This is a genomic window from Paraburkholderia sp. BGA-UO-ETr-F21 (assembly GCF_059567925.1).
In genome coordinates this window covers 12,069-36,672 of sequence record NZ_JCAQOY010000036.1, presented here as the reverse complement: position 1 = coordinate 36,672, position 24,604 = coordinate 12,069, and the positions used below count along the sequence as shown (strand labels likewise).

Below are 24,604 nucleotides of genomic sequence, written 5' to 3'. Positions count from 1 at the left end.
AGTGCCTGCGAGTAGCGCATGGAAGAATGCCAGGGAGAAGAGGGTGACGTTCGACGACCAGATGGATGAAAACGACGACGTGGTCGTGTGGACGCCGATCCAGTACGCGATGGCTTCGCACCGGCGTGTGCTCGTGGTGGACGATTACCGTGAAGCGGCAGAGGCATTGCAGATGTTGCTCACCGCCGACGGCTTCGAGTGCCGCGCGCTCGAAGACCCGCTTGCGGTCTGCGAGATGGCGCGCGAATGGCAGCCATTCGCGGTGGTGCTCGACATCAAGATGCCGGGGCTCGACGGACTTGAACTGGCTCGCCGCCTGCGCGCCCATGCTTCGACTTCCCATATGCTGCTGGTGGCATGTACCGCGTTTGCCTCGCGTGACGACCGGGCCCGCGCCAAAGCGGCTGGTTTCGACGCACATTGCGCCAAGCCGCTGACGCCAGAGCGTTTGTTGCGCGTGCTCGAATCGGCCGCCGCTCTGCATGAGGCCGGACGACCGTAAAGGCTGCGTGCGCTTTGAAATAAATCCCATGCCGTCGATCCTGCTATTGCTGGACGATTGAAACAGGAGCGGGGGATGCAGATCGAATTCTCCTTCCAGCATCACGAAGCTGTCGAACCCACGATAGAACACGGGTCCACGGGTTGCTGATTGCGTTGCCATGCGGTGTGTATTCACACATTGCGCAATCTCATCGCAACCGGAGGTCCGTCATGAGCGACACGCAACGTCCTGCACCACCTTTCCCCAACCAGCAACAGAACCACACGCCAGGCCTCACCGCGCCGATGCAACCGCAACCCGACCACGGCGAGCGGTCCTATCGAGGCTCGGGACGTCTCGCGGGCAAAGCGGCGATAGTCACCGGCGGCGACAGCGGGATCGGCCGCGCCGTTGCCATCGCATTCGCGCGTGAAGGCGCCGACGTACTCATTTCGTATCTGAACGAGGACGACGACGCGCGCGAGACCGCGCGCTGGGTCGAGGAGGCGGGGCGCAAAGCCGTCTTGCTGCCAGGCGACATCACGAACCCGGCGCATTGCAATACGATCGTCGATCGGGCTATCGAGGTTTTTGGCCGGCTGGACATTCTTGTCAATAACGCCGCCTACCAGATGAGCTATCCATCGCTCGATGCGATCAGCGACGAAGAGTGGGACAAGACCTTCGATACCAACATAGGCGCGATGTTCAGGATCACGCGGGCCGCGGTCAAGCATATGAAACCCGGTGCCGCGATCATCAATACTACGTCGATCAACGCGGATCATCCTAATCCGGGTTTGATCGCGTATGCGACGACCAAGGGCGCGATTCAGAACTTCACGGGTGGCCTTGCGCAATTGCTGGCGGAGAAGGGCATCCGTGCCAACTGCGTGGCGCCTGGGCCGATCTGGACACCGCTGATTCCTTCCACCATGCCGCCGGAGAAGGTCGAGAAATTCGGCGAACAGGTGCCGATGAAGCGGCCCGGTCAGCCCGCCGAACTGGCGGCGGCCTACGTGATGCTCGCCTCCGATGAAGCCAGCTATATCTCCGGCGCAACTATCGCGGTCACCGGCGGATCGCCGATCATTTAGGTTGATTGAATTAATCCGGCAGCACTGCGTTTCCTTTGTTCGACGATAGCTTCGTTCGCCAGCACGACGCCGACGCGGCGCGAGCGCGGGCCGACGTGCCGCGGTGGCACGTCGCTTGCGCAACCCCGCTGTATCGCTTAGCGACCTATCGTCAGGAGAAGGAGAAACCCATGGATACCCCAATCGCGGACTCGGCGCTCGATCTCGCGCCGAGCGAAGTCGAGCGCGTGCCCGTCACGTTCGAAATCAACGGCAAAACCCAGCATTTCGAAGTGGAAGCATGGACCACGCTGCTCGATCTGCTGCGCGAACACTGTCATCTGAGCGGCACAAAAAAAGGCTGCGATCATGGCCAGTGCGGCGCCTGCACGGCAATCGTCGACGGCCAGCGGATCAATACCTGTCTTGCGCTCGCGGCCGTGCGCGACGGCGCCTCGATCACGACGATCGAAGGCCTCGCCGATGGCGACACGCTGCATGTCATGCAGCAGGCGTTCATCGACCACGATGCGTTTCAATGCGGCTACTGCACGCCGGGGCAGATCTGCTCGGCCGTCGCCATGCTCGACGAGGGCCACGTGAAGTGTGCCGACGACGTGCGCGAATTGATGAGCGGCAACCTGTGCCGCTGCGGTGCTTACACGAATATCGTGGCGGCGATTCTCGACGCCGCTGATTTGCCGCACGAGCAGCGCGTCGACGAGGGAGCGCACTCATGAACCGCTTCTCTTATACCCGCGCGAGCGCGGTGCCTCAGGCGATCGATCAGCATCGCTCCAATGCGACGGCAGCGTTCATTGCGGGCGGCACGAACCTGGTCGACTTGCTGCGCGAAGACGTGACGCATCCTGCGGTGCTGGTCGATATCAACCGTTTGCCGCTCAGGCGGATCGAGACGACGGAATCAGGTGGCCTCAAGATTGGAGCATTGGTAACCAATAGCGCGGTTGCGTACGACCGCGCGGTGGCCGCGCGCTATCCGCTGCTGGCCAAAGCCATTCTGGCCGGTGCGTCCGCGCAGATCCGCAATGTGGCGACAGTCGGCGGCAATCTGCTGCAACGCACGCGCTGCCATTATTTCTACGACGCCGGCACACCCTGCAACAAACGCGAACCGGGAACGGGCTGCCCGGCGCTGGAAGGCGTGAACCGTATTCATGCCATTCTCGGTGCAAGCGATCAGTGCATCGCCGTGCATCCGTCGGACATGTGTGTCGCGCTTGCAGCGCTCGATGCCAGCGTGCATCTCGCCGGTAAGGACGGTACGCGTACGCTGCCATTTGCAGACTTTCATCGCCTTCCCGGCGACACGCCGAACATCGACTCGAATCTGCGCGACGACGAATTGATCACGGCGATCGAGTTGCCGAAGCAGGGCTTCGTCACCCATCACGCTTACGTGAAAGTGCGCGACCGGGCCTCGTATGCATTCGCGTTGGTGTCGGCCGCAGTGGGCGTGGAACTCGACGGCGACACGATCGTGAACGCGCATTGCGCGCTCGGCGGCGTGGCGCACAAACCGTGGCGCGATACCGTTGCGGAAGATGGCTTGCGCGGCAAGCGCCTCGATGCCGCCACCATGCGCGATTTCGCCGCCATGCTATTACGCGGCGCCCACGGCTATCGGGATAACGCCTTCAAGATCGAACTGGCGGCACGCGTCATCGCGCGCGCGTTCGAATTGGCGACGCAACGTTCGATTGAGGAGACCGCACCATGAACCGCGTCGAATCATTGCCGGCCACACGGGCGACCGGCGTGCCGCACAACCGCGTGGACGGGAAGCTGAAAGTTACCGGCGCGGCGCACTATGCCGCTGATTTCACGGCTGAAGGTCTCACTTATGGTTTCGTCGTGTCGAGCACTATTGCGACAGGCCGTATTGTGTCGATCGATTCATCCGCCGCGTTGGCGTTGCCGGGCGTGCTGCTGGTGCTGACTCATCAGAATCGCCCGGCATTGCCGCTCGAAGACAAAGCGTACAAGGATATGGTCGCGCCAGGCGGCAGTCCGTTCAGGCCGCTATGGGACGATCGCGTCTGGTACAGCGGACAACCTGTCGCCCTGGTCATTGCCGAGTCGCTGGAACTGGCGCGCTATGCGGCGTCGCTCGTGAAAGTCCGTTATGAAGCCACGCCGCATCAAACCGACTTGAGCGAAGCAGTGATGAGCGCTGTGCCGCCCTCGACTGAAAAAGGCGGCTTCGAACCACCGCCGCCGGCTCGCGGCGACGCTGACACGGCGCTGGCGAGCGCCGTCGCGCGCGTGGATACTTTCTACAGCACGCCCGCGGAATATCACAATCCGATGGAAATGCATGGGTGCACCGTGGTGCCCGACGCGCAAGGGCGCCTGACCGTGTATGAAAAGACTCAAGGCGTCGGCAATACCAAGTCATATCTCACCAACGTGTTTGGTCTGAAAGACGACGAGGTGCAGGTGATCGCGCCGTTCGTCGGCGGTGCGTTCGGCTCGGGCCTCAGGCCGCACTATCACCTTGCGCTCGCGGTCATGGCCGCGCGCGAACTGAAGCGGCCTGTCCGGCTCACGTTGACACGGCAGCAGATGTTCACGTTTGCCCACCGTCCCCAATCCATCCAGCGTGTCGCACTCGGTGCGGGCGCCGACGGCAGATTGCAGTCGGTGATTCACGAAGCGGTGTCGGAGACCTCGCAATACGAAGACTACTGCGACGTAGTCGTCAATTGGGCGGGGCAACTGTATCAGTGCGACAACGTCACGATGGGCTACAAGGTGGCGCGAATCGATGTGCCGACGCCAGCGGACACGCGTGCGCCAGGCGCGGCACAAGGGCTTTTCCCACTGGAAATGGCCATGGACGAACTGGCCGAAGCCTTGCAGATGGATCCACTCGATCTGCGTTTGCTCAATTACGCCGAGCGTGACGCCAACAAGAACTTGCCTTTTTCCAGTAAAGCATTGCGCGAGTGCTTTCGCGAAGGCGCGGCGCGCTTCGGCTGGGACAAACGGCCGCTTGCGCCGCGAGCCCGGCGCGAAGGTCATGAACTGATCGGCTGGGGCATGGCGACTGGGGTGTGGGACGCCATGCAGAACGAGGCGTCCGCGCGCGCGGTGATGACGTGCGACGGCCAGGTGAAAGTCTCGAGTTCGACCGCGGATATCGGCACCGGCACCTATACGGTGATGTGCCAGATCGCCGCGGATGCGCTCGGCGTTTCGATTCACGACGTCAAATTCGAACTCGGTGACACACGCTTGCCGAAGGCGCCAATTGAAGGCGGCTCGTGGACGGTATCGTCAGTGGGCAGCGCGGTGGATGTCGCCTGCAAGCGGCTGCACAACCGCCTCGTCGAACTCGTGCGGCAACATGGCGGCGCGCGTTTCTCGAGCGTTGCACGCGAAGACATCCGCCGCGTGGGTGAGCGTCTCGTTTGCGGAAGCGGTGCAGACGAGGCGATCACTATCGACGCGCTCTTCAGTCGCGCGGGCATCGACGAACTCGACGAGCAGGCCAGCGTGCAACCGCATGAAAAGCAACAGGCGTATTCGATGGGCACGCATTCCGCCGTATTTGCCGAAGTGCGCGTGGACGAAACGCTCGGCACGGTGCGAGTGTCGCGCGTGGTCAGCGCGATCGCCGCGGGGCGAATCATGAATCCGAAGACGGCGGCCAACCAGATTGCCGGTGGCGTGGTGTGGGGCATCAGCATGGCGCTGCACGAGCATGGTCAGTTCGACCATACTCTCGGGCGGCAAATGAATCACAACTTCTCCGAATACCATGTGCCGGTCAATGCCGACATCCACGACATTGACGTGTTGTTCGTTGAAGAACACGACGATATCGTCAATCCGTTGGGGGCGAAAGGCGTGGGAGAAATCGGCGTCGTGGGTGTGGCCGCCGCGGTGAGCAATGCGGTCTGGCACGCAACCGGCAAGCGGGTGAGGGCGCTGCCGATAACGCTGGATAAGCTGTTAGGTTAATGCACGCGAGGCGCAGAAGTTTTCTCCAGCCGGCTCGCGCCTTCGCGTGGGCTCCGGCGAGGGGCGGCAACCTTCACCGTCCCCCGCCGGGCGCGCCGACTCGTCAATAGCCGCGACGCTTTGGCAAATGCCTGAAGCCTCAATCCGGCGCGTACTTGAATTCAGGCAGCGTTTCAAGCGACTTTTTCGTGGCTTCCGGCAGGACTACACGACGGTTGTTGATCTGCAAATCGTTGAACGGAACGGCGACGAGATGTTTGCCCATGCCCAGAAAGCCGCCTACCGACAGGATTGCGTATGTGCCGCGATCTCCGCTCGGCGACACGATCAGGTCGTCCAGGGTGCCGATCGTGTCCTTGTTCTTGTTATAGACATCGGCGCCGCTTAGCTTGGAGGCACGATAGCCGCTGGCAAGCTGGACCACGTCCGTGCGCTTTTCCGTGATCGCTTGCGGCGCGCCTTGAGCGTAAGCGTTGCCATACGACGCGAATGTGGCGAGCAGCAATGCTGTGGCGGCGAGCGGTTTGAGTAGTGTTTTCTTCATGACGAACTTCTCCCTGATATGGATCTGGCGCTTTGCGGTACGCGCCATGTCGGCTTCGGTTGAGCGAGCTTGCCCTGATAGCTGCAAAATTTGTGCCGCACAGGCTCGCTGCCGTTCCGATCATGTCAGGTCCGTAATTTGCTATTTCATTGGGCTTGCTGTTCACTGCTTAAAACACGCGCGTCAGCGCCTCTTGCTTCCACAGGAACCCCTATGTCATCCCAAGCCAACTACTCGACGCGTATCGCGGAAGGCACGCCTTTTCCGCTCGGCGCGACATGGAACGGAAGCGGCGTCAACTTTGCGCTGTTCTCGGCGCACGCCACCAAGGTCGAACTTTGTCTGTTCGATGAAACCGGCGAAAACGAAATCGAACGCATCGAATTGCCGGAATACACCGACGAGGTCTGGCATGTGTTCGTGCCGAATCTCAAACCGGGCGCCGTCTATGGCTATCGCGTGCATGGTCCTTATGAACCCGAGAAGGGACATCGTTTCAATCCGAACAAACTTCTGCTTGATCCGTATGCGAAAGCACACATTGGCGAGCTGAAATGGGCGCCGGAAATCTTCGGCTATACGCTGGATTCCGAAGAAGGCGATCTCTCTTTCGATGAGCGCGACAGCGCGCCCTTCGTGCCGAAGTGCAAGGTGGTCGACGCCAACTTCTCGTGGAGTCATCCCGAGCGCAATGCGTTGCCGTGGGAACGCGTGATTTTTTACGAAGCCCATGTGCGCGGATTTACCAAACGGCATCCCGAAGTACCCGAAAATCTGCGCGGCACATTCGCCGGACTCGGCCAACAGGTCGTGCTGGACTACATCCGGAGTCTCGGCGTGACATCGGTCGAATTGATGCCGGTGCAGACTTTTGTCAACGACAGTTATCTGCTCGACAAGGGCCTGACCAACTACTGGGGCTACAACACCATCGGCTTCTTCGCGGCCGATCCGCGCTTCTTTGCGTCGTCGATCGATTCGGTGGGCGAGTTCAAGGAAATGGTGGACCGCTTTCACAACAACAATCTCGAAGTCATTCTCGACGTGGTGTACAACCACACGGCCGAAGGCAACGAGCGTGGGCCGACGATCTCTTTCAAGGGAATCGACAACGCGTCGTACTATCGGTTGATGCCCGATGAGCCGCGCTATTACATCAACGACACCGGCACCGGCAACACGCTGAACCTGTCGCATCCGCGCGTGCTGCAAATGGTGACCGACAGCCTGCGCTACTGGGTGACGGAAATGAAGGTGGACGGTTTCCGTTTTGACCTCGCCACGATTCTCGGCCGCGAACTGCACGGCTTCGACGAGGGCGGCGGTTTCCTCGACAGTTGCCGGCAGGACCCGGTGCTATCGAGCGTGCGACTCGTGGCCGAGCCGTGGGATTGCGGCCCTGGCGGCTATCAGGTCGGCGGCTTTCCGCCCGGCTGGGCCGAGTGGAACGACCGCTTTCGTGACACCGTGCGCGAATACTGGAAAGGCGACGAAGGCAAGGTCGCCGATCTCGCCACGCGTCTCACCGGTTCGGGCGACAAGTTCAACCATCGCGGCCGACGCCCCTGGGCGAGCGTAAACTTCATTGCCGCGCACGACGGCTTCACGCTCAACGATCTCGTCTCATACAACGACAAACACAACGAGGCCAACGGCGAGGACAACAAGGACGGCCACTCGGATAACAAGTCCTGGAACATGGGCGTGGAAGGGCCGACCGACGACGCGGAGATTCGTCAGCAACGCGAGCGCCAGAAACGCAACCTGCTGGCTACGCTGCTGCTCTCGCAAGGCACGCCGATGATTCTTGCCGGCGATGAATTCGGCCGCACGCAGAAGGGCAACAATAACGCCTACTGCCAGGACAACGAGATCAGCTGGGTGGATTGGGAAGCGATCGACGACGACGGCCGCGCGCTGACGGAGTTCGTCAAGAATCTGACCACGCTGCGGCATCGTCTGCCGGTTTTGCGGCGCGGCCGCTTTCTCACCGGCGAGTACAACGAGGCGCTGGAGGTCACGGACGCGCGCTGGCTTTCGCCCGACGGCACCGATCTTTCGCAGGAGCAGTGGGACGATCCGTCCATGCGCTGTTTTGGCCTTGTAATCGATGGCCGCGCGCAGGCGAGCGGGATTCGCCGGCCGGCGTCGGACGCGACTTTGCTACTGGTGCTGAACGCGCATCACGATGTCGTCAATTTCACGCTGCCGGACATTCCCGAGGGCGATCGGTGGACTTGCCTGCTCGACACCAACATGCCGGTGCGTGCTGAATTGCCTCACTTCGCCGCCGGCGACGCGTATCAGGTGACCGGCCGCTCGCTGCTGCTGCTTGCGCTCGAAGCGCCGAGCCGCGCCACACAGCGTGTATTCGATCGCCTGGAAGAACAACTCACCACCGACGAAACCGAACCCCCTGCACAGGATTGACGAACCGTCACGAAGACCGCCAACGGGCTGGCGACGGCGGGTATAGCGCTTGCTCGTTTCCCGATGACTGCGCGCCCGCTGCCTTTAGCGGCGGGCGCGCAAGTCAGCCGATACCGGCATTCGTCAGGTCTAACTGAGGGTGATCAAATGGAACAGGAACAAACCTCTCAAGAGGAACAGATTCGCACGCGCGCTTATTACCTGTGGGAACAGTCAGGTGATCAGAAGGGCACGCCTGACGAGTATTGGGAGCAGGCACGCGCTGAAATAGAAAAAGAGGCGCCGCCGACGGAAAGTGGTCCCGTGGGTGAGAAGGCTGCGAAATAGATGCGCTGTTCGGGCAGATATCGAGCGCGCGCAGCATTGAAGAAAAGGTGGCCAGACGGTTGGCCGAAAAGTGAAGTACAGCTGTACAGCTTCGAGTTGCATCGTCGACGCCCGCGCGGCCCGCTGCCGCGATGCCGTCGGCGTGCGCAACCTGTATGACACGTGTATGACCTGCCACGCCTGACGAGAACGGGAACCCAACGGAGCCGAACAGAGCATTCGCAAATGAAGGACATTCCCGACCCGCGTGGCGTGAGGCCTGCCGCCCGCATTCAGGCGCCACCCGCTGCCTTCGGGCTTGACAGCCTGATTGCGCTTGCCGTGGGCGTGACGGTGGTCGCGTGCCTGTACTTTGCGAGTGCGGTACTGATTCCGATCACGCTCGCTATCCTGCTCAGCTTCCTCGTTGCTCCGCTGGCCGACGCGCTGACGCGATTGCGGCTCGGCCACGTGGCGTCCGTATTCGCCGCGGTGGTGATTTCAGTGTCGGTGATCGGTTTGCTCGGCGCGGTGATCGCCACCCAACTCACCGATCTCGCAGCCGGCATGCCGCGCTATCAGGCGACTGTCGAACACAAGATGGAAACTGCGCACAACCTGACCATCGGCAAGCTGAACCGTTTTGCCAGTGCGGCGGGTCAGGCTCTGCAGCGCGCGACGATCGAACCGCCGCAACCGGCGCCGCAGCGCAATGCCGCCTCCACCGGCGCTGCGCAATCGACTGCCAATGTTCCCGCCGCCGTCCCGGTCGAGGTGCGCGAACCGGTGCCGACACCGTTCGAACTCGCGCGGCGCGTGCTGTCGCCGGCCATCAGCCCGCTCGAAACGGCGTTTATCGTGTTCGTCGTGATGGTGGTGATCCTCCTGCAACGCGATGACCTGCGCGACCGTGCGATTCGCCTGTTTGGCTCGCGCGATCTGCACCGCACCACCACGGTAATGGACGAAGCCGCGCGGCGGCTGAGCCGTTATTTCGTTTCGCAACTCGGGCTGAATGCAGGAGTCGGCGTCGTCATCGGCGCGGGGCTGTTTCTGATCGGCGTACCAAGTCCGATTCTGTGGGGCATTCTCGCGGCCTTGCTGCGGCTCGTGCCCTATGTCGGCATCTGGATTTCAGCGACGCTCGCCACCGCGCTCGCCGCCGCCGTCAGTCCGGGTTGGGCGATGGCGATCTGGTCGCTGGCCCTGTTCGTCACTGTGGAATTGCTGGTGGGGCAGGTCGTCGAACCGCTGCTGTACGGACGCAGTACGGGGCTTTCGCCGTTTTCGGTGGTGGTCGCCGCGATTTTCTGGAGCTGGATCTGGGGGCCGATAGGGCTGATTCTGTCGACACCGTTGACGCTGTGTCTGCTCGTGCTCGGCCGGCATGTCCGCAGGCTGGAGTTTCTCGACGTGTTGCTCGGCGACCAGCCGGCGCTGACGCCCATCGAAAACTTCTACCAGCGAGCGCTCGCGGGTGATCCCGACGAGGCGATCGAGCAAGCCGAGGCCTTGTTGCGCGAACGTTCATTGTCGGCGTACTACGACGAGGTCGCGATCAAAGGTTTGCAGCTCGCGGCGAACGACGTGGTGCGCGGCAGCGTGACGGCCGCGCAGCTCGCGCGAATCGAGGCGACCACGAACGATCTCGTGGATGGCCTCGACGGCTATGAGGATCGCGAGCCGGCGACAACGCCGGTCGCGGAAGAAAACTGGAGCGCGGCGGGGCCGATCGCGCCTTCGGATTCGGACGCTGCACAAGCTGAAGCTGCAAGCAAGCGCATCGCTTCTTCCGCGCATGTAGACGCCGGCACGCCGAACCAGCCGCCGCTAGCCGCCAGCAATCGTGTGCTGTGCATTCCCGGACGCGGCCCGCTCGACCCGTTGGCGACGACGATCCTGTTGCAGTTGCTGGCCAAGCACGGGTTCACGTCACGGGCGCTGCCGCACGATGCCGCGTCGCGAGCATCGATCGATAGTCTCGATGCGGACGATGTCGGCATTGTCTGCATTCTCTATCTGCAGATCGACGGTATTCCGTCACATTTGCGCTACCTGGTCAGACGCATTCGTGCGCGTCTGCCGAACGTGTCGATTGTCGTCGGACTGTGGGCGCCGCAGGATACGGAGAAGTGGAGCGCGGATCTGCAAACCGCGATGGGCGCGGAGTGTTACGCCACTTCACTGCAGGAAGTTTTGGCGGCTTGCAAGCGCGTCGAGATGGACCGGTCCCATGTCGAAGAAACATTGCCTGTGGTGGTCAACGGTTAGTACGGGGGCGATTGGTCAGCGCAGCATTGCGTTGAGTTAACCGTCCCCATCGTCCGCCAGGATTGCAGTTGCGTAGGGCGAAAAAAATCGCCCGTCCGCAGTGCGTCCGGGCAATTCGTATCCGGCCAACAACGTTTAATGCCCAGCGGGTTTCTTCGCTGCCGACTTGTCTTTCGAAGTAGCCTCCTTGTCCGGGACGATCTTCGTGGTGCCGCCCGTGGAGGGCGGGTCGCTCGCGGGGAAGCTGTCTTCGACCTCGCGGTCGATCTGCTTTTCGCTCTTGTCCGAGTGCGGGTGCTTTTCCTTCTGTTCTGTCATGGCGTTTCTCCTTCAGGTCATTGAGTCATCATCGAGTCGGCGAGGCCAGCCACGCGGGCCGATCCGGGTGTTGCCTTACGTCGCGCTATCGTTCTGCGCGGGTCGTTAGTGTTTGAATTGTTCATTGCGCGACGCACGATGCGTCTCTGATCATCGCCAGCGCATCCGCGCGCGACACGCCTCGCGCCATGGCATCGATCAGGCGAGCGGTCTGCGCTTCGCGTTCGCATGCCAGCGCCGCGATCACCCTGGCGTCCTTCACGTACAGCGCGACGAATTGCTGCTGATCCAGGTCGCCGTCAATCACGATCTCGTCCCACTCGTTCGCATGGCCGAGATATTCGAAACGTTTGCCGAAGTGATAGGTCCAGAAATACGGCACGCCGGCGTAGCGATGGCGCGCTCCGCACATGTTTTCCGCGGCAATGCGCGCATGCTGCTGTGCGACGCGCCAGTGTTCGATGCGCAACGGTTCCTCGTCATCATGCAACGGAAACGCTGCGATATCCCCCGCCGCATACAGGCCGGGCGCGGCTTGCATGCCGGCGTTGACGATCACGCCGCCGTCTTTCTGCAGCGGCAGTCCTTCGACAAAACCGGTGGCCGGCGCGACGCCCGTGCCCAACAAGACGAGATCGGCCGAGATGGCGTCGCCATTCTCGAGCATGACCTCGTGGACGTCGCCTTCCTCGCCTTCGAGCGAGGCGACCTTCGCCTCAAGACGAAACACCACGCCATGTCTCTCGTGAAGTTCACGGAACATGACGCCGGCGCGCTCGCCGAACTGCTTCGCGAACGGCACTTTCTCCGGCGAGATAACGGTGACCGGTGTGCCGCGTTTGCGCAGCGCGGAAGCCGTTTCGAGTCCGATGAAACTGCTGCCGAGAATCGCCACGTGAGTTTGCCCGGCATCGTCGCCGATTGCGTCGACGAGTGCGGCGGCGTCGTCGAGACTGCGCAGCACATGCACGCCGCCGAGTTCGACGCCCGGAATCGCCGGCAACTTCGGTACGCTGCCGGTGGCGAGCAAGGCGGTGTCGTAAGACAGCTTGCCGCCGGTTTCGAAATGAATCGTGCGGCCGGGCACATCGAGCCGTGCGACGTTGCCGACGATCCGCTCCACGTCATGCCGCTCGAACCAGTCTTGCGGTAGAAGCGGCGGCACGTCGGCCGCCGGCATTTCACCGGACGGCACGAATTTGCTCAACGCCGTGCGGTCGTAGGGCAGATGCGGCTCTGCTCCGATCAGCGTCAGATGACCGCTAAACCCGCATTCGCGCAGGGCTGCGCAAGCCGCGGCACCTGCCGCGCCCGCGCCGAATACAACGTAGTGCGGTTTGAGCTCACTTGCGTTGCGCACCGGTTGCGGTAGTTTTTCCGGCGTCACCATCACATCGTCGCCGGCGACGACCACGGGATAGCGGTCGAGCGCGACCAGCGCGGGCGGTTCGAGCACGTTGCCCGTGGCGACGTCGAACGTTGCCTTGTGCCACGGGCAGATAATCCGGCCGTGGCATAGCGCGCCTTCTTCCAGCGGTGCGCCGGCGTGCGGGCAATCGGCGGAATAGGCGTGCACGGTATCGCCGTCGCGCACCAGCAGGATCGGTTTGCCATCCACGACGAAGCGTTCGGCGCGGTCCGATCGCAATTGCGATAGCTGGGCGACGCGTCGGGCAATCGTGGGCATGGCGAACTCCTCACGGGCGATGAAACGTGATGGCGCAGACGGCGCGCAATGCACAATGGCGCGCGTATTGCAGCGCGCCTTTCATCCTGCTGTATTCCCGTGGTGCAGCAATCCACGTGCCCAACGATTTGCAACTGTCCAAGCGCCTGTTCCACGGCTATCACGCTATGGAGAACGCCTGAAGTGCGGTAAATTCCGGGGAAGGGAAATAGCGCACGACCCAGCGTACGACCGAGCGCACGACCGCGCGCGGCACATCGCGTGGCGTACTTTCCTTCAACTATCTTGTCCTTTCACGGAGAGCTTGACCGTGCAGCGTGCGGAACGTGTCGCAGTCGATGTCCCGATGCCCTCGCGCAATTTCGCCGCGACGCGGCGCATGCTTCTGATCGTGCTGGCGGTGTCGATTGTGTTTCCTCTGATCTGCCTCGCGGGCTACGGCTACTTCGACTACCAGCGCCGGATTGCCGATTCCGACGACATGATCGAGCGGCTCGCACGCGTTGCCGAGGAACAGGCGGTGAAGGTGCTCGACCTCAATCAGCAGATGTCCTCACGCATCGTGGAGTTGCTCGGCAACGAGGACGAAACGCAAATTCGCGCACGCGAACCCATGCTGCATGATCGTCTGCGTGAAATCGGCGGCGACTTTCCGCAAGTGTCGTCCATTTACCTGCTCGGCGCGAAAGGCGATCTGCTCGTGTCGAGCCGCGTATTTCCCGCGCCCGCCATCTCGATCGGTCAGCGTGAAGACTTCCTGTCCGCCAAGGCAATGCGTCCGCAGCAGTATTTTTCGCTGCCAATGTTCGGACCACTGTCGCAAACCAACGTGTTCACCACCGCGACAGGGCGCTCGGACGCCGATGGCCGCTTCCTCGGCGTAGTATCGGTCGCGCTGCGCAACGAGTACTTTTCGCGCTTCTATCGTGAGCTGACGAATGGTGATTCGTCGCTGGCGATGGGCCTGTATCGGCAGGACGGCAATCTACTGGTCCGCTATCCGCCCTGGCCGGCTGGCGCGAAGCCCACTCCGCAAAGCAAATTCACGCAGGCGTTGCGCGACAAACAACTGTTCGGCCACGTCCGTTTGAACTCAACCGTGGACGGCGTCGAGCGCCTGTTGGCATTCCGCCGCGTGGGCGACTATCCGCTCTATGTGATGAGCGCGTACGCGACCTCGTCGATCGGTGCGGCATGGCGGCAGCATTTCATTCTGATCGCTGCGCTGACGGCTGTGCCCTGTCTCGCCATCTGGCTGCTGGTGCTTTACTCGCTGCGTCAACTGGAAGGCGAGCGCCGCGCGTGGGAACGCTGGCAGGGTGAAGTGGCGATGCGTCTTTCAGCCGAAGCGTCGAGCCGGCAACTGCAACGCATGGGCGCGCTCGGCAATCTCGTGGCGAATGTCGCGCACGATTTCAACAATCTGCTGATGGTGGTCGCCGCCAACACGGAGCTCGCACGGCTCAAACGCTTCAACCACGTGGAGAAAGAAGTGCTCGCGGTGGAGCGCGCCACCGCCACGGCCGAATCGCTCACACGCCGCCTTCTGAGCGTGGCGCGCAAGCAGCCGCTCAAACAGGAGCCGCTCGATCTCGCCACATGGTTGCCCGCCGCCGCGCCGCTGATCGACGCGGCGCTCGGCGACAATGTGGAACTGGCGCTGAACATGGTCGACAGCGTCTGGCAGGTGCTGGCCGATCCGACCGACCTCGAATACGCGATCATGAACCTGGCCGTCAACGCGCGCGACGCGATGCCGCGCGGTGGACGCTTCGTGATTCGTTGTCAGAACAACCGGCTGGTCGGCAGCGACACCTTGCTGCCCGACGGCGAGTACGTTCTGATTGCCTGTTCCGACGACGGCGAAGGCATGCCCGAAGCCGTCGCGCGGCGCGCGTTCGAACCGCTCTTTACCACCAAGCTGCGCGGCTCGGGCACCGGTCTCGGGCTCGCGCAGGTGCTTTCCATGTGCGAACAGGCCGGCGGCACGGCAAAGATCGAAAGCGTGCCGGGCAGCGGCACGACGGTCAGGTTATATCTGCCGCGATATCGCGAACGTCAGAAGGCGACGGCGACGCAAATCGAAACGGCGCAGGCGGCGGTGCCCGCGCCGAGCGGCGTGGTGCTTCTGGTGGAGGACAACGAGGACGTCGCGGCGGGTGTGGCGGCGGTGCTGGAAACCTTCGGCTGCGAGGTACGCCATGAACCGACCGCCGATCAGGCGCTCGACCTGCTCACGGGCGGCGCGCGCTTCGAGCTCGTGCTCTCCGATATCCAGATGCCCGGCAAGCTCAACGGCATCGACCTCGCGGAGAAAGTGCGCAGCGCGTGGCCGTCGCAGAAGATCGCCTTGATGACCGGCTACGCCGACGAACTCGAACGCGCGCGGCGGCTAGGCGTGGCGATTCTCGCCAAGCCATTCAATATCGACGAATTGCACGCGCTCGTAGTTTGCGAACCGTAAGCTCGCAGGCCGTAACGTGTGGCGTTGCGTGTTGGAAGCATTTCATGACTCGCGGCACAGCCCTTGCTGAAAAGAGGACGAGGTATGCGTGTCGGGCTGGATCAGCCGGCGCAACCCGCTTCTTTTTCGAACCGGAGAATGTCATGAACATCGGAAACAAAACCCGCAGCGTGTTGCTCATCTCGACCTTGCTCGCCGCATCTTCGCTCGCCATGGCGCAAGGCGCGGGTGGCGGCGGTGGTGGCCCGGCTGGCAACGATCCGAATGCCGGCACGACGGCCGGCGCGACACGTGAAGGCGGCGACATGCAGGCATCGGGCGCGATGGCGCATTCCAAGTCGACCAAAAAGCATCACACGAAGTCGTCGAAGGCGAGCAAGCCTGCAACCGACTCCACCAATATGCCGGGTGCGGATGCCAGCAGCGATACAAAGGGGCAGTGACGAAAAGGCCTGACGCGGCGAACAACGCTGAGTCAGGCTTTACGCTTTCTTCTTCGGTACGTAGGGGACAATCCGCTCACAGTTCACTCGGTAATCCTCATGAAAGTTAACCTTCCATAACGATTTCAGTTATGTGGATGTGCCCCGCCGACACGCCCCCCTGAGTAGTTGACGATTATTTCCCCGCAACGCTGATTGAACGCTTTCCAGTGCCGGGTAAAAATGCGGCAGTCGCTGATTGGACGTACATCGGGATTCGCATGCGGACAGACGTTTCGCGCGACGCACGTGCCGTGTCAGCGAGTCCGCCACAAGAACAACACCAAATCGCCGATGGATCCTCGACTGCTGGATTACTACAATCAGGAGCTGATTGACATGCGCGAGCTTGCTCCCGCGTTCGCGCAGGCTCATCCCCGGCTCGCTCAACGCCTCGGCATGAAAGCGGGCGATATGGCCGACCCGTACGTCGAACGTCTGATCGAGTCGTTCTGCTTGATGGCAGCGCGCATGCGGATCAAGCTCGACGCGGAGTTTCCTCGTTTCACCGGGCATCTGCTCGATGTGCTGTATCCCAACTACGTCGCGCCCACGCCTTCCATGGCCGTTGCGCGTTTCTTTCCGGGGCGCAAGTACGTCAACGCGGCCGAAGGTTTTCGGGTGCCGCGCGGTTCGACACTCAGATCGCGTATGCCTCCCGGCGAAAATACGGTTTGCCGCTTCCAGAGTAGTCAGGACGTCATGCTCTATCCGCTCGAAATCGTCGAGGCGCGCTTAACCGGCGTTCCGCCGGACATGCCCGCGCTCGAACGTTATCTGCTGGCCAATACCGACGTGCGCGGCGCGCTGCGACTGCGATTGCGCACGCTCAACGGAATGGACATTGCCGGTCTGCGGGACCTGGACAGGCTGCCCATTTATCTGACGGGCGACGAGCAGATTGCATCGCATCTCTTCGAATTGCTGCACACGGCGAGCGTAGCGTCGATTACGGGCGCGCCTCGCGAATTCGGCGTGGCGGGTGGGCTGCTTTCAGTGGTCTCGGGCGACGCCGTGGTGCATGAAAGCCTTGGTCCCGATCAGGGGCTGTTGCCGCTTTCCTGGTCGAAATTTCACGGCCACAACCTGTTGCAGGAGTATTTCGCGTGTCCGGCCCGCTTCTACTTTTTCACGCTGACAGGACTCGAGGCGGGTTTTCGCAGAACAAAGGGCGACGAGGTCGAGATTGTCGTGCTACTCGACCGAGCGCCCGAGCGGCTCTTGAATCTGGTCGATGCGTCACGTTTCGCGCTCTTCTGCACACCGGTGATCAATCTGTTTCCAATGCGCATGGACAATATCGCGTTGAATGGCACGGACACCGAGTTCAGGGTGATTCCGGCTCGCGCTGCTCCATTGGACTACGAAGTGTTCTCCATCCAATCCCTCACAGCGCAGGCAACGACGGAATCCGCCGAGTTCGAGTTCCGCCCGCTATATCAGTCACTCAATAACGACGAAGGTAATTACGGGCGCTACTTTTCAACGCGCCGCGAACGCCGTTTGATTTCCGATTCGGCGCGTCGCTATGGTAGCCGCACGCAGTACATCGGCACGGAGGTGTACGTGTCGCTCGTGGATCAGCACGAGGCGCCGTATCGCGAAGAGATTCGCTACCTCTCGGTGGCCGCGCTCGCCTCCAACCGGGATTTGGCGAGCCTCGTCCCACGTGACGGCGTGAATGATCTCGAACTGGATGACAGCGGGCCGGTAGACAGCATCGGCCTGATTCGCCGGCCCACGGCGCCCAAAGCGCCTTATGCCGGGCGCGAACTGGCATGGCGATTGATTCGCCAACTCAACTTCAATTATTTGCCGCTCGACGATCTCGATCACCGCGCCGACGCCCAGGGTTTGCGCGATCTGTTGCGGCTATTCGTGACGGATGAGACGACGGACCAGCGCCGCCAGGTGGAGAGTCTCGTCGGCGTAAAAACGCGTGCTGTCACACGCAAGCTGACTGGCAACGGCATGCTGGTATTCGGTCGCGGCGTGGCGTGCGAACTGACGGTCGACGAAACGGGATTTTCGGGGACCAGCCCGTATCTGTTCGGGCTGATTCTCGAACACTATCTCGCGCGCCGCGCGTCCATCAATTCGTTCACGCAGACTGAACTGCATTCGATGCAACGCGGTCGCGTCGCGCGCTGGCCGGTGCGTATGGACACGCGCGGAGTGCTCTGATGGAGCGCGTTTCTTTCGGGGCCATCACGCATCGCACGTTGCTCTCGCCGGCGCTGATCGGGCATTTGCAGGCCGAACCGTGGCGCTTCGGATTTCTCGCGCTGCTGCGTCGCATCGGCGCCGACAAGTGGATCGATCCGGTCGGAACGGCGTCACGCCCGCAGGCTGAGCCGTTTCGTCTCGGGCAGCAACCCAGCCTGTGTTTCGCGCCGCGCGAGATCGCGAGCGTAGACGAAGCCGACGGACGGTTGAAGGTGCGCCTGTTCGGTCTCGGTATGCTCGGGCCGAACGGACCGTTGCCGATTCACGTGACCGAAATCGCGCGTGACCGCGACCAGAGCCGCAACGACGCCACGCTCGTCAATTTTCTCGATATCTTCCATCACCGCTATCTGACGCTGCTTTATCGGGCCTGGGCATCCGCGCAAGCTACCGCGGGACTCGATCGCGCTGACAATGAGCGCTTTTCGTTCTATGTGGCGAGCCTGACGGGCCAGGACATCCGCGAGATCGGTCACGGCCCGTTGCCCGCGCATGCACGGCTCGCGGCTTCGGCGCACCTCGTGCGGGAGGCGCGCAATTCCGACGGGCTGCGCATGACGCTAGAGCGCTACTTCGGCGTTCCGGTCGCGATCGAGGAATCCGTGTTCAGCTGGATCGATGTCGATGCAGAAGATCACAGCTATCTGGGCAAGCCGGGCGCCGCTTCGACCATGACGGTGGGCGCGTTGCTGGGCGAACAGGTGCCCGACTGTCAGCACACCTTTCGCATTGTCGTCGGTCCGCTCGATATCGCCGCGTACCTGCGCTTCACGCCGCGAGGCGCTGATTTGCCGAAGCTCGTCGAATGGGTCAGGACGTTTGTCGGCTTTGAGTTCGAGTGGGAGCTCGAGTTGCGTCTCGAACCGCAGAGCGCGCCGCCGGCCATTTTAGGCGGCCCGCAGCAACTCGGCTGGTCGGGCTGGCTCGGCCATGCACCACACGACGACCGCCTCGCCTGCGTACGCTTCAAACCGGAGCGCTATGCGGCGCAATTCTTTAGCCGTTTCGCGCCGCCATGCGCCAATCTGCGACAGGAATAGCGCTTGCTCGAATCTCACGGCATGCACGGGGGTCGAGCGCGGTGTTCACAGCTTCGATGGATCCGTGAAATCTTCCATCAGGAGCATCGCCATGACACTCGGTGACACCATTAAAGGCATGGTCGGCATGGATCCCACGGGTCACGCCGATCCCGAGATGAAAGCCGTACTCGACGCGCTCAAGAGTTTGAACCCCAAGCCAATCGAGGATTGCACCGTAGCCGAAGCTCGCCAGCAACCCACGCCCACCGATGCCGTGAAAAAGCTGCTGAGCGACCCTGCGTTCAGCGCGCGCCCCGCGCTGGAGCTGGAGGCCGTGCGCACCGAGGACATCATGATTCCCGGCGCGGCGGGCAGCAATCCCGCGCGCGTGTACACCCCGCAAGGCGAGGGGCCATTCCCGCTGATTCTGTATTTTCATGGCGGCGGCTGGGTGATCGCCGATCTCGATACCTACGACGCTACGCCGCGTTCCATGGCCGCGCAAAGCCGGGCGATCGTGGTTTCCGCGCACTACCGTCAGGCGCCGGAGCACTGGCTGCCGGCCGCCCACGAAGACGCGTTTGCCGCGTGGCGCTGGCTCGTGGGCAATGCGGCGAGCCTCGGCGGGGACCCCGGCAAGATTGCGGTAATGGGTGAGAGCGCCGGCGCCAATCTCGCGATCAACGTTTCGATTCGCGCACGCGACACGGGCACGCGCATGCCGATGCACCAGTCGCTGATCTATCCGGTGGCGAGCAACAATATCGTGTCGATCTCTTATGAAGAGAATCGCAACGCCCGGCCCTTGAACAAGCCGATGATGCTCTGGTTCCTGCATAACGTGATCAATAGCGAGAGCGATCTCACCAGTCCGTTGATCGACGTGGTGAGCGCCGATCTGTCACGCTTGCCGCCGGCTGTCGTTGTCACGGCGGGCATCGATCCGCTGCGCTCGGACGGTGAGAAACTCGTGCAGAAGCTGCACGGCGCGGGCGTGCCCGTCGAGCATCGCAATTACCGTGGCGCGACTCACGAGTTCTTCGGCATGGCGGCCGTGGTGCAGGCGGCGCGCGACGCGCAGGCCTTCGTGTCGCTCGCGCAGCGCCAGGCATTCGGCGGGGCGCCGCTTTGACGCGTTGGCGCGGTCCGCTGTTCTCGACCGATCTCGGCACGCAACGGACCGTGCGGCGTTCAGGCTAGCTCTTTTCCTGCGCGGCCTCGTACTTGCCCAGCGCGGCAGCGCTGTTCAGACGCGCGCGTTTGAGCAGCGCCTGCTGTGCCTGCTCGACGTGGCTCGCCTCGCCCCTCCAGGCTTGCAGCGGCGGTTCCTGCAACGCGCGGCCATAGGAAAAGCTCAAATTCCACGGCAGCGCGCCGAGACGATTCATGGCGTCGAGATTCGCGGTCGCTTCTTCCGGCGACTGGCCGCCGGACAGAAATACGATACCCGGCACCGCCGACGGCACGGTGCGCTTGAGCACCCGCACGGTATGAGCGGCAATATCGGCGCTCGACGACTGTTGCGCGTGTTCCGAGCCGGCGATCACCATGCTCGGCTTGAGCAGAATATGTTCGAGGACCACGCGATGCCGGTGCAACGCATGGAATACCTCGTGCAGCACGGCCTCGGTGACCTCGGCGCTGCGCTCGATGGTGTGCTCGCCGTCCATCAGCACTTCGGGCTCGACGATCGGCACGATGCCCGCTTCCTGCGAGATCGCCGCGTAGCGTGCCAGCGAATCCGCATTCGCCTCGATGGCCAGCCGGCTCGGCAGGCTCGCCGTGATGTTGTAGACCGCGCGCCACTTGGCGAAACGCGCGCCTTGCCGTTTGTAGTCGGCGAAACGGCGGGCGAGTCCGTCAAGCCCTTCGGTGATTTCGTCGCCCGGGGCGAGCGCGAGCGGAATCTTGCCGAGATCCACCTTGATGCCGGGCACCATGCCATTTTTTGCGGCGAGTTGCGGGAACGGCGTGCCGTCGTCCGCTTTCTGGCCCAGCGTTTCTTCGTAGAGAATCACGCCGCTCACGAATTCGCCGAGTCCGGGCGTGGTGAGCAACAGGTTGCGATAGGCGCGGCGATTTTCCTCGCTCGATTCGAGGCCGATCGTCTTGAAGCGTTTGGCGATGGTCGGGCCGCTTTCGTCGGCGGCGAGAAGGCCTTTGCCGGGTTGAACCATCGCCTTGATGGTGGCTTGCAATTCGCTACGGGTGTCCATGAGGTGTGCTCCCTTTAATCCGGTTCGCGGATGAAATGTTGCAACGAATCTCTGTCAACAATGCACCTTGAAACATACACGGCCGCGACTCGCGCCGTCATTCACCGAGCAGATGCAGCACGATGTCCCGATGCTGCGTATGACGGCGATGTTCGAACAGATACAAGCCTTGCCAGGTGCCGAGCACCATCTGCCCATGTTCGACCGGCACCGACAATTGCACTTGCGTGAGCGCCGTGCGCAAATGCGCCGGCATGTCGTCGGGGCCTTCGGCGTCGTGTTCGTAACGCTCGGTGTCTTCGGGCGCGAGGCTCGCGAAGTAGCGCTCCAGATCGCGCTGCACCGAAGGGTCGGCGTTTTCCTGAATCAGTAACGAAGCGGACGTATGACGGCAAAAGAGCGTCAGCAGGCCGGTCTCGATGGCTTGCCCGGCGACGAAGCGCCGCGCTTCATCGGTGAACTCGACGAGCCCGCGGCTGCGGGCTTTGACGCTCAGGTGATGGATGGCTTGGCGCATGATAGCTGTGGGTCGGGTCTTGCGTATTCGTGTCTGCGTGGCGTGGGCCAATGCGGCGGCGCATCAGTGGCTGTGCGTACAGCACGACGCGGTTCGACGTAACTCGACATTAAAGAGACATTAAAGAGACATTTAGAGCGATGTGAACGCCTCAGCGATTTGCGTTGCGTTCGCCGGTCGCACCACGCGCGCGACTTCGGCGCCATTGCGCATGAGGATCAGCGTGGGCCACAGCTTGACCTTGAACGAGCGGCCCAGCGGCCGGCCCGGGCCGTCTTCGATCTTCAGGTGCCGGACGTCCGCATGCGGTTCGAGCGCTTGGGCAATCGATGCTTGCGCACCCTGGCAATAGCCGCACCAGTCCGTGCCGAATTCGACGATGGTGGTGCCCGGCAGGGCATCGAGCTCGGCCCGCGAGGGGGCTTTGGAAGAATAGGCGGTCTGCGTGGCCATGCGTGCTCCGAAGCGGTTTAACCTGTGCTGGCGGGGTTGCGCTGTGATGGCGCGCCCTGCGTGTGAATCTGGTAAGAGTAGCAGCTATGCCCGCGATCGTCAGGCAACGCCGCGCCGACCAACGTGCGGCGAAGCACGCGGCAGCGTGAATTTCACGCGGACTCGCACAGTTGCCGGCATGACGTGGTAAACATCGTCGAGGCCGCGAGGCGGCGGCGAATCATCGTGGTCAGGAAAGGATATGGGCGAAAGGATTTATCTGCGGTACCCGGGCAAGGACGAAACCGTCGCGGTCGCCACGGGCTTCAGTTGGGGCGCGTGTCTGCTCGGTTTCATCTGGGCGTTGTCGAAGAAAATGTGGTTTGCCGCGTTCGTCATGCTGGCAGTCAATCTTCTGCTGTTCTGCTCGGGCTTGTGGGGCGAAACCGCCGACCTGATCGGATTGGCGCTGTCGGTGGTGTTCGGCATGGCCTGCGGCTTCTATGGCAATCAGTGGCACCGCTGGACGCTGGAAAAGCGCGGCTACGTCGTGCTGTAACCGGCGCCGCATCCTGCGGCCTGCGACCGGCGAATGTGCTTCGCAATTTTGGGACGCGGTGACGCGGGTTTACGCGCCCGCAAGCTAAGCCGATAATGCCCCGGTCGTTCCGGCCACGAAGTTTGCGGCGCGCATAGCGCGTGGCAGGCTCGCTTTCCCTGATCCTCCGCCCCCGTGTTGAAAACCTCACGTTTTTTCGACCTGCTACGCATCCCCGGCTTCAAGCCGCTCGCCGCCGCGACTCTGATGCTCGGTGTGGCGATGTCGTTCACCGCTCCCTATCTTTCCCTGTTCGGCGTCGAGCGCGCGGGCATGACGCCGTTCAGGCTCGGCGTCTTCATGACGCTGATCGCGGCGAGCGGGGTGCTCGCCAGCACCTTCGCGGGCCGCTGGAGCGACGCGAGCGGACGGCACCGACCCTTGCTGCTGGCGGCGCTGGTGGCGGCGGCGCTGGGTTATCTGTGTTTATGCGTCGTGCGTGACTACCGGTTGCTGCTGGTGGTCGGGATCGTCTTTATCGGCGCGGGCGGCTCGGCTATTTCCATGGTCTTTTCGTTCAGCCGCGCGGCCTTGCCGGTAGCCGATCCGGCGGAGCGCGTGTTCGCCAGCGCGACCTTGCGGACGATTCTCTCGGCGGCGTGGGTGTTCGGGCCGTCGGTGGGCGCGCTGGTGCTCGCCGCCAGCAGCTTCTACGGGCTGTTTCTGTTCGCCGCCGCCAGTTTCGGTGCCTGCGCGGCCATTGTCTGGCGCATGCGGGAGCCGCAGGGTCATCTGGGCGATCACACGGTGGAAGACACGGCGTCCGAACCTTCCGCTTCGATTACCGTGCCGCCGCTCACCGCACCCGGCGAGGACGCGCACGAGGACCTGCCCGGCGTCGCCTCGGCCAACGACATCCGCCGCGCGGTTGCCGCGCTCACGTTGCTCGGCCTTGCCGCGAACGCCACCATGATCGTGCTGCCGCTCTATATCGTGCACGGTCTGAGCGGCACGCATCTGGACGTGTCGATCATGCTCGGCCTCGGGGCTCTGATGGAGATTCCGATGATGCTCGCGCTCGGCGCGAAGTCGTCGGCGTTGCACAAGCCGAACTGGCTCGGCGCGTGTGCTGCGGTGCACGCGGTGTATTTCGCCGGGATGGCACTGGCGGGCAATGTCCATGTGCTGATTCCCATGCAGATGCTCAACGCGTTCGTCGTCGCGGTGACGTCGTGTCTGGGCATGACGTACGTGCAGGATCTGATGCCCCACGCGCCCGGCCGCGCCACCGCGCTCTTCTTCAACGCGGCGCGGGTCGGCTCGATTCTCTCGGGCGTGTTGTCCGGTTTGCTGGTGCAGGCGTTCGGCTATCGCGGCACGTTTATGTTCTGCGGCTTGCTGGCGTTATGCGCGCTCGTGCTCTTCGCCGTGCCGGGCGATCGCTATCCGGTGATGTGGCAGGCCGTGAAGCGTTTTGTGCGTTCGCAATACGGCAAACTTCAGGCAAGGCGGCAATAGACGCTCGAGCCCGTTCGAGTCCCCGCCCGCGAGGCCGAAGTGTAAGAGGTCCGTCAGCCGAATCGAAGCCTGCACGAGCGGGATGC

Annotated in this window: 22 protein-coding genes; 16 read left to right on the top strand and 6 right to left on the bottom strand. The window is 62.6% G+C overall.

What is annotated here, in order from left to right; genetic code table 11:
- Window positions 1-61 precede the first annotated feature (61 nt).
- From AC57B1_RS21285 to AC57B1_RS21265, 5 genes are all read left to right on the top strand, one after another.
- A complete protein-coding gene (locus AC57B1_RS21285) occupies window positions 62-502 on the top strand; it encodes a response regulator (RefSeq protein WP_408346441.1) in 441 nt (146 codons plus the stop codon).
- A gap of 212 nt (window positions 503-714) precedes the next feature.
- Window positions 715-1,581: an SDR family oxidoreductase gene (locus AC57B1_RS21280; protein WP_408345962.1), complete on the top strand. Its 867-nt coding sequence runs from the start codon at window positions 715-717 to the stop codon at window positions 1,579-1,581.
- Window positions 1,582-1,751: 170 nt separating this feature from the next.
- Window positions 1,752-2,300 carry a (2Fe-2S)-binding protein gene (locus AC57B1_RS21275; RefSeq protein WP_496418565.1) on the top strand — a complete coding sequence of 183 codons (549 nt, stop codon included), beginning with the start codon at window positions 1,752-1,754 and terminating at the stop codon, window positions 2,298-2,300.
- Window positions 2,297-3,301, top strand: coding sequence for an FAD binding domain-containing protein (locus tag AC57B1_RS21270; RefSeq protein WP_496418564.1), 1,005 nt, complete (start codon window positions 2,297-2,299; stop codon window positions 3,299-3,301). The genes AC57B1_RS21275 and AC57B1_RS21270 overlap by 4 nt, the downstream gene beginning before the upstream one ends.
- A complete protein-coding gene (locus tag AC57B1_RS21265; protein WP_408345953.1) occupies window positions 3,298-5,547 on the top strand; it encodes a xanthine dehydrogenase family protein molybdopterin-binding subunit in 2,250 nt (749 codons plus the stop codon). The genes AC57B1_RS21270 and AC57B1_RS21265 overlap by 4 nt, the downstream gene beginning before the upstream one ends.
- Window positions 5,548-5,686: 139 nt before the next feature.
- Here AC57B1_RS21265 and AC57B1_RS21260 read toward each other — a convergent pair whose 3' ends face one another.
- Window positions 5,687-6,091 carry a PRC-barrel domain-containing protein gene (locus AC57B1_RS21260; RefSeq protein WP_091809299.1) on the bottom strand — a complete coding sequence of 135 codons (405 nt, stop codon included), beginning with the start codon at window positions 6,089-6,091 and terminating at the stop codon, window positions 5,687-5,689.
- 213 nt (window positions 6,092-6,304) lie between these two features.
- Between AC57B1_RS21260 and glgX the strand changes: the two genes are divergently transcribed.
- From glgX to AC57B1_RS21245, 3 genes are all read left to right on the top strand, one after another.
- On the top strand, window positions 6,305-8,521 hold the full coding sequence (gene glgX / locus AC57B1_RS21255; protein WP_408345947.1) for a glycogen debranching protein GlgX: 2,217 nt from the start codon (window positions 6,305-6,307) through the stop codon (window positions 8,519-8,521).
- Between the two features lie 147 nt (window positions 8,522-8,668).
- Complete coding sequence (locus AC57B1_RS21250; protein ID WP_496418563.1) at window positions 8,669-8,848, top strand: DUF2934 domain-containing protein; 180 nt, start codon at window positions 8,669-8,671, stop codon at window positions 8,846-8,848.
- Between the two features lie 225 nt (window positions 8,849-9,073).
- On the top strand, window positions 9,074-11,098 hold the full coding sequence (locus tag AC57B1_RS21245) for an AI-2E family transporter (protein ID WP_496418562.1): 2,025 nt from the start codon (window positions 9,074-9,076) through the stop codon (window positions 11,096-11,098).
- Window positions 11,099-11,233: 135 nt separating this feature from the next.
- On the opposite strand, the gene AC57B1_RS21240 is transcribed toward AC57B1_RS21245, so the two are convergent.
- Together AC57B1_RS21240 and AC57B1_RS21235 are read right to left on the bottom strand one after the other, a co-directional pair.
- A complete protein-coding gene (locus tag AC57B1_RS21240) occupies window positions 11,234-11,416 on the bottom strand; it encodes a hypothetical protein (protein WP_408345938.1) in 183 nt (60 codons plus the stop codon).
- A 121-nt stretch (window positions 11,417-11,537) separates the two neighbouring features.
- Window positions 11,538-13,103: an FAD-dependent oxidoreductase gene (locus AC57B1_RS21235; protein WP_496418561.1), complete on the bottom strand. Its 1,566-nt coding sequence runs from the start codon at window positions 13,101-13,103 to the stop codon at window positions 11,538-11,540.
- Window positions 13,104-13,129: 26 nt separating this feature from the next.
- Here AC57B1_RS21235 and AC57B1_RS21230 point away from each other — a divergent pair, with 26 nt between their 5' ends.
- From AC57B1_RS21230 to AC57B1_RS21205, 6 genes are all read left to right on the top strand, one after another.
- Window positions 13,130-13,285 carry a hypothetical protein gene (locus AC57B1_RS21230; protein ID WP_496418560.1) on the top strand — a complete coding sequence of 52 codons (156 nt, stop codon included), beginning with the start codon at window positions 13,130-13,132 and terminating at the stop codon, window positions 13,283-13,285.
- A gap of 128 nt (window positions 13,286-13,413) precedes the next feature.
- On the top strand, window positions 13,414-15,567 hold the full coding sequence (locus AC57B1_RS21225; protein ID WP_496418839.1) for a hybrid sensor histidine kinase/response regulator family protein: 2,154 nt from the start codon (window positions 13,414-13,416) through the stop codon (window positions 15,565-15,567).
- A 143-nt stretch (window positions 15,568-15,710) separates the two neighbouring features.
- Complete coding sequence (locus AC57B1_RS21220) at window positions 15,711-16,010, top strand: hypothetical protein (RefSeq protein ID WP_091808297.1); 300 nt, start codon at window positions 15,711-15,713, stop codon at window positions 16,008-16,010.
- A gap of 333 nt (window positions 16,011-16,343) precedes the next feature.
- Window positions 16,344-18,233 (top strand): type VI secretion system baseplate subunit TssF, encoded by a 1,890-nt coding sequence (tssF, locus tag AC57B1_RS21215; protein WP_496418559.1) that lies wholly within the window; start codon window positions 16,344-16,346, stop codon window positions 18,231-18,233.
- Entirely contained in the window at window positions 18,233-19,315 is a 1,083-nt protein-coding gene (gene tssG / locus AC57B1_RS21210) for a type VI secretion system baseplate subunit TssG (RefSeq protein WP_496418558.1), read from the top strand. The genes tssF and tssG overlap by 1 nt, the downstream gene beginning before the upstream one ends.
- A gap of 91 nt (window positions 19,316-19,406) precedes the next feature.
- The gene (locus AC57B1_RS21205) at window positions 19,407-20,429 is read left to right on the top strand and encodes an alpha/beta hydrolase (RefSeq protein ID WP_496418557.1); all 1,023 of its coding nucleotides are present in this window, start codon (window positions 19,407-19,409) and stop codon (window positions 20,427-20,429) included.
- Between the two features lie 64 nt (window positions 20,430-20,493).
- On the opposite strand, the gene AC57B1_RS21200 is transcribed toward AC57B1_RS21205, so the two are convergent.
- From AC57B1_RS21200 to AC57B1_RS21190, 3 genes are all read right to left on the bottom strand, one after another.
- Window positions 20,494-21,513 carry a class I fructose-bisphosphate aldolase gene (locus AC57B1_RS21200; RefSeq protein WP_496418556.1) on the bottom strand — a complete coding sequence of 340 codons (1,020 nt, stop codon included), beginning with the start codon at window positions 21,511-21,513 and terminating at the stop codon, window positions 20,494-20,496.
- Between the two features lie 97 nt (window positions 21,514-21,610).
- The gene (locus AC57B1_RS21195) at window positions 21,611-22,030 is read right to left on the bottom strand and encodes a secondary thiamine-phosphate synthase enzyme YjbQ (protein ID WP_496418555.1); all 420 of its coding nucleotides are present in this window, start codon (window positions 22,028-22,030) and stop codon (window positions 21,611-21,613) included.
- 132 nt (window positions 22,031-22,162) lie between these two features.
- Entirely contained in the window at window positions 22,163-22,483 is a 321-nt protein-coding gene (locus AC57B1_RS21190; RefSeq protein ID WP_408345914.1) for a thioredoxin family protein, read from the bottom strand.
- 241 nt (window positions 22,484-22,724) lie between these two features.
- On the opposite strand from AC57B1_RS21190, the gene AC57B1_RS21185 reads away from it, so the two are divergent.
- On the top strand, window positions 22,725-23,021 hold the full coding sequence (locus tag AC57B1_RS21185) for a DUF2628 domain-containing protein (RefSeq protein ID WP_091808309.1): 297 nt from the start codon (window positions 22,725-22,727) through the stop codon (window positions 23,019-23,021).
- A gap of 174 nt (window positions 23,022-23,195) precedes the next feature.
- Window positions 23,196-24,518: a sugar efflux transporter gene (locus AC57B1_RS21180; RefSeq protein WP_408345911.1), complete on the top strand. Its 1,323-nt coding sequence runs from the start codon at window positions 23,196-23,198 to the stop codon at window positions 24,516-24,518.
- Window positions 24,519-24,604 lie beyond the last annotated feature (86 nt).

Coding starts and splice junctions, on each gene's coding strand:
- AC57B1_RS21285 (WP_408346441.1), top strand. CDS start 62: ATGGATGAAAACGACGACGTGGTCGTGTGGACGCCGATCCAGTACGCG.
- AC57B1_RS21280 (WP_408345962.1), top strand. CDS start 715: ATGAGCGACACGCAACGTCCTGCACCACCTTTCCCCAACCAGCAACAG.
- AC57B1_RS21275 (WP_496418565.1), top strand. CDS start 1,752: ATGGATACCCCAATCGCGGACTCGGCGCTCGATCTCGCGCCGAGCGAA.
- AC57B1_RS21270 (WP_496418564.1), top strand. CDS start 2,297: ATGAACCGCTTCTCTTATACCCGCGCGAGCGCGGTGCCTCAGGCGATC.
- AC57B1_RS21265 (WP_408345953.1), top strand. CDS start 3,298: ATGAACCGCGTCGAATCATTGCCGGCCACACGGGCGACCGGCGTGCCG.
- AC57B1_RS21260 (WP_091809299.1), bottom strand. CDS start 6,091: ATGAAGAAAACACTACTCAAACCGCTCGCCGCCACAGCATTGCTGCTC.
- glgX (WP_408345947.1), top strand. CDS start 6,305: ATGTCATCCCAAGCCAACTACTCGACGCGTATCGCGGAAGGCACGCCT.
- AC57B1_RS21250 (WP_496418563.1), top strand. CDS start 8,669: ATGGAACAGGAACAAACCTCTCAAGAGGAACAGATTCGCACGCGCGCT.
- AC57B1_RS21245 (WP_496418562.1), top strand. CDS start 9,074: ATGAAGGACATTCCCGACCCGCGTGGCGTGAGGCCTGCCGCCCGCATT.
- AC57B1_RS21240 (WP_408345938.1), bottom strand. CDS start 11,416: ATGACAGAACAGAAGGAAAAGCACCCGCACTCGGACAAGAGCGAAAAG.
- AC57B1_RS21235 (WP_496418561.1), bottom strand. CDS start 13,103: ATGCCCACGATTGCCCGACGCGTCGCCCAGCTATCGCAATTGCGATCG.
- AC57B1_RS21220 (WP_091808297.1), top strand. CDS start 15,711: ATGAACATCGGAAACAAAACCCGCAGCGTGTTGCTCATCTCGACCTTG.
- tssF (WP_496418559.1), top strand. CDS start 16,344: ATGGATCCTCGACTGCTGGATTACTACAATCAGGAGCTGATTGACATG.
- tssG (WP_496418558.1), top strand. CDS start 18,233: ATGGAGCGCGTTTCTTTCGGGGCCATCACGCATCGCACGTTGCTCTCG.
- AC57B1_RS21205 (WP_496418557.1), top strand. CDS start 19,407: ATGACACTCGGTGACACCATTAAAGGCATGGTCGGCATGGATCCCACG.
- AC57B1_RS21200 (WP_496418556.1), bottom strand. CDS start 21,513: ATGGACACCCGTAGCGAATTGCAAGCCACCATCAAGGCGATGGTTCAA.
- AC57B1_RS21195 (WP_496418555.1), bottom strand. CDS start 22,030: ATGCGCCAAGCCATCCATCACCTGAGCGTCAAAGCCCGCAGCCGCGGG.
- AC57B1_RS21190 (WP_408345914.1), bottom strand. CDS start 22,483: ATGGCCACGCAGACCGCCTATTCTTCCAAAGCCCCCTCGCGGGCCGAG.
- AC57B1_RS21185 (WP_091808309.1), top strand. CDS start 22,725: ATGGGCGAAAGGATTTATCTGCGGTACCCGGGCAAGGACGAAACCGTC.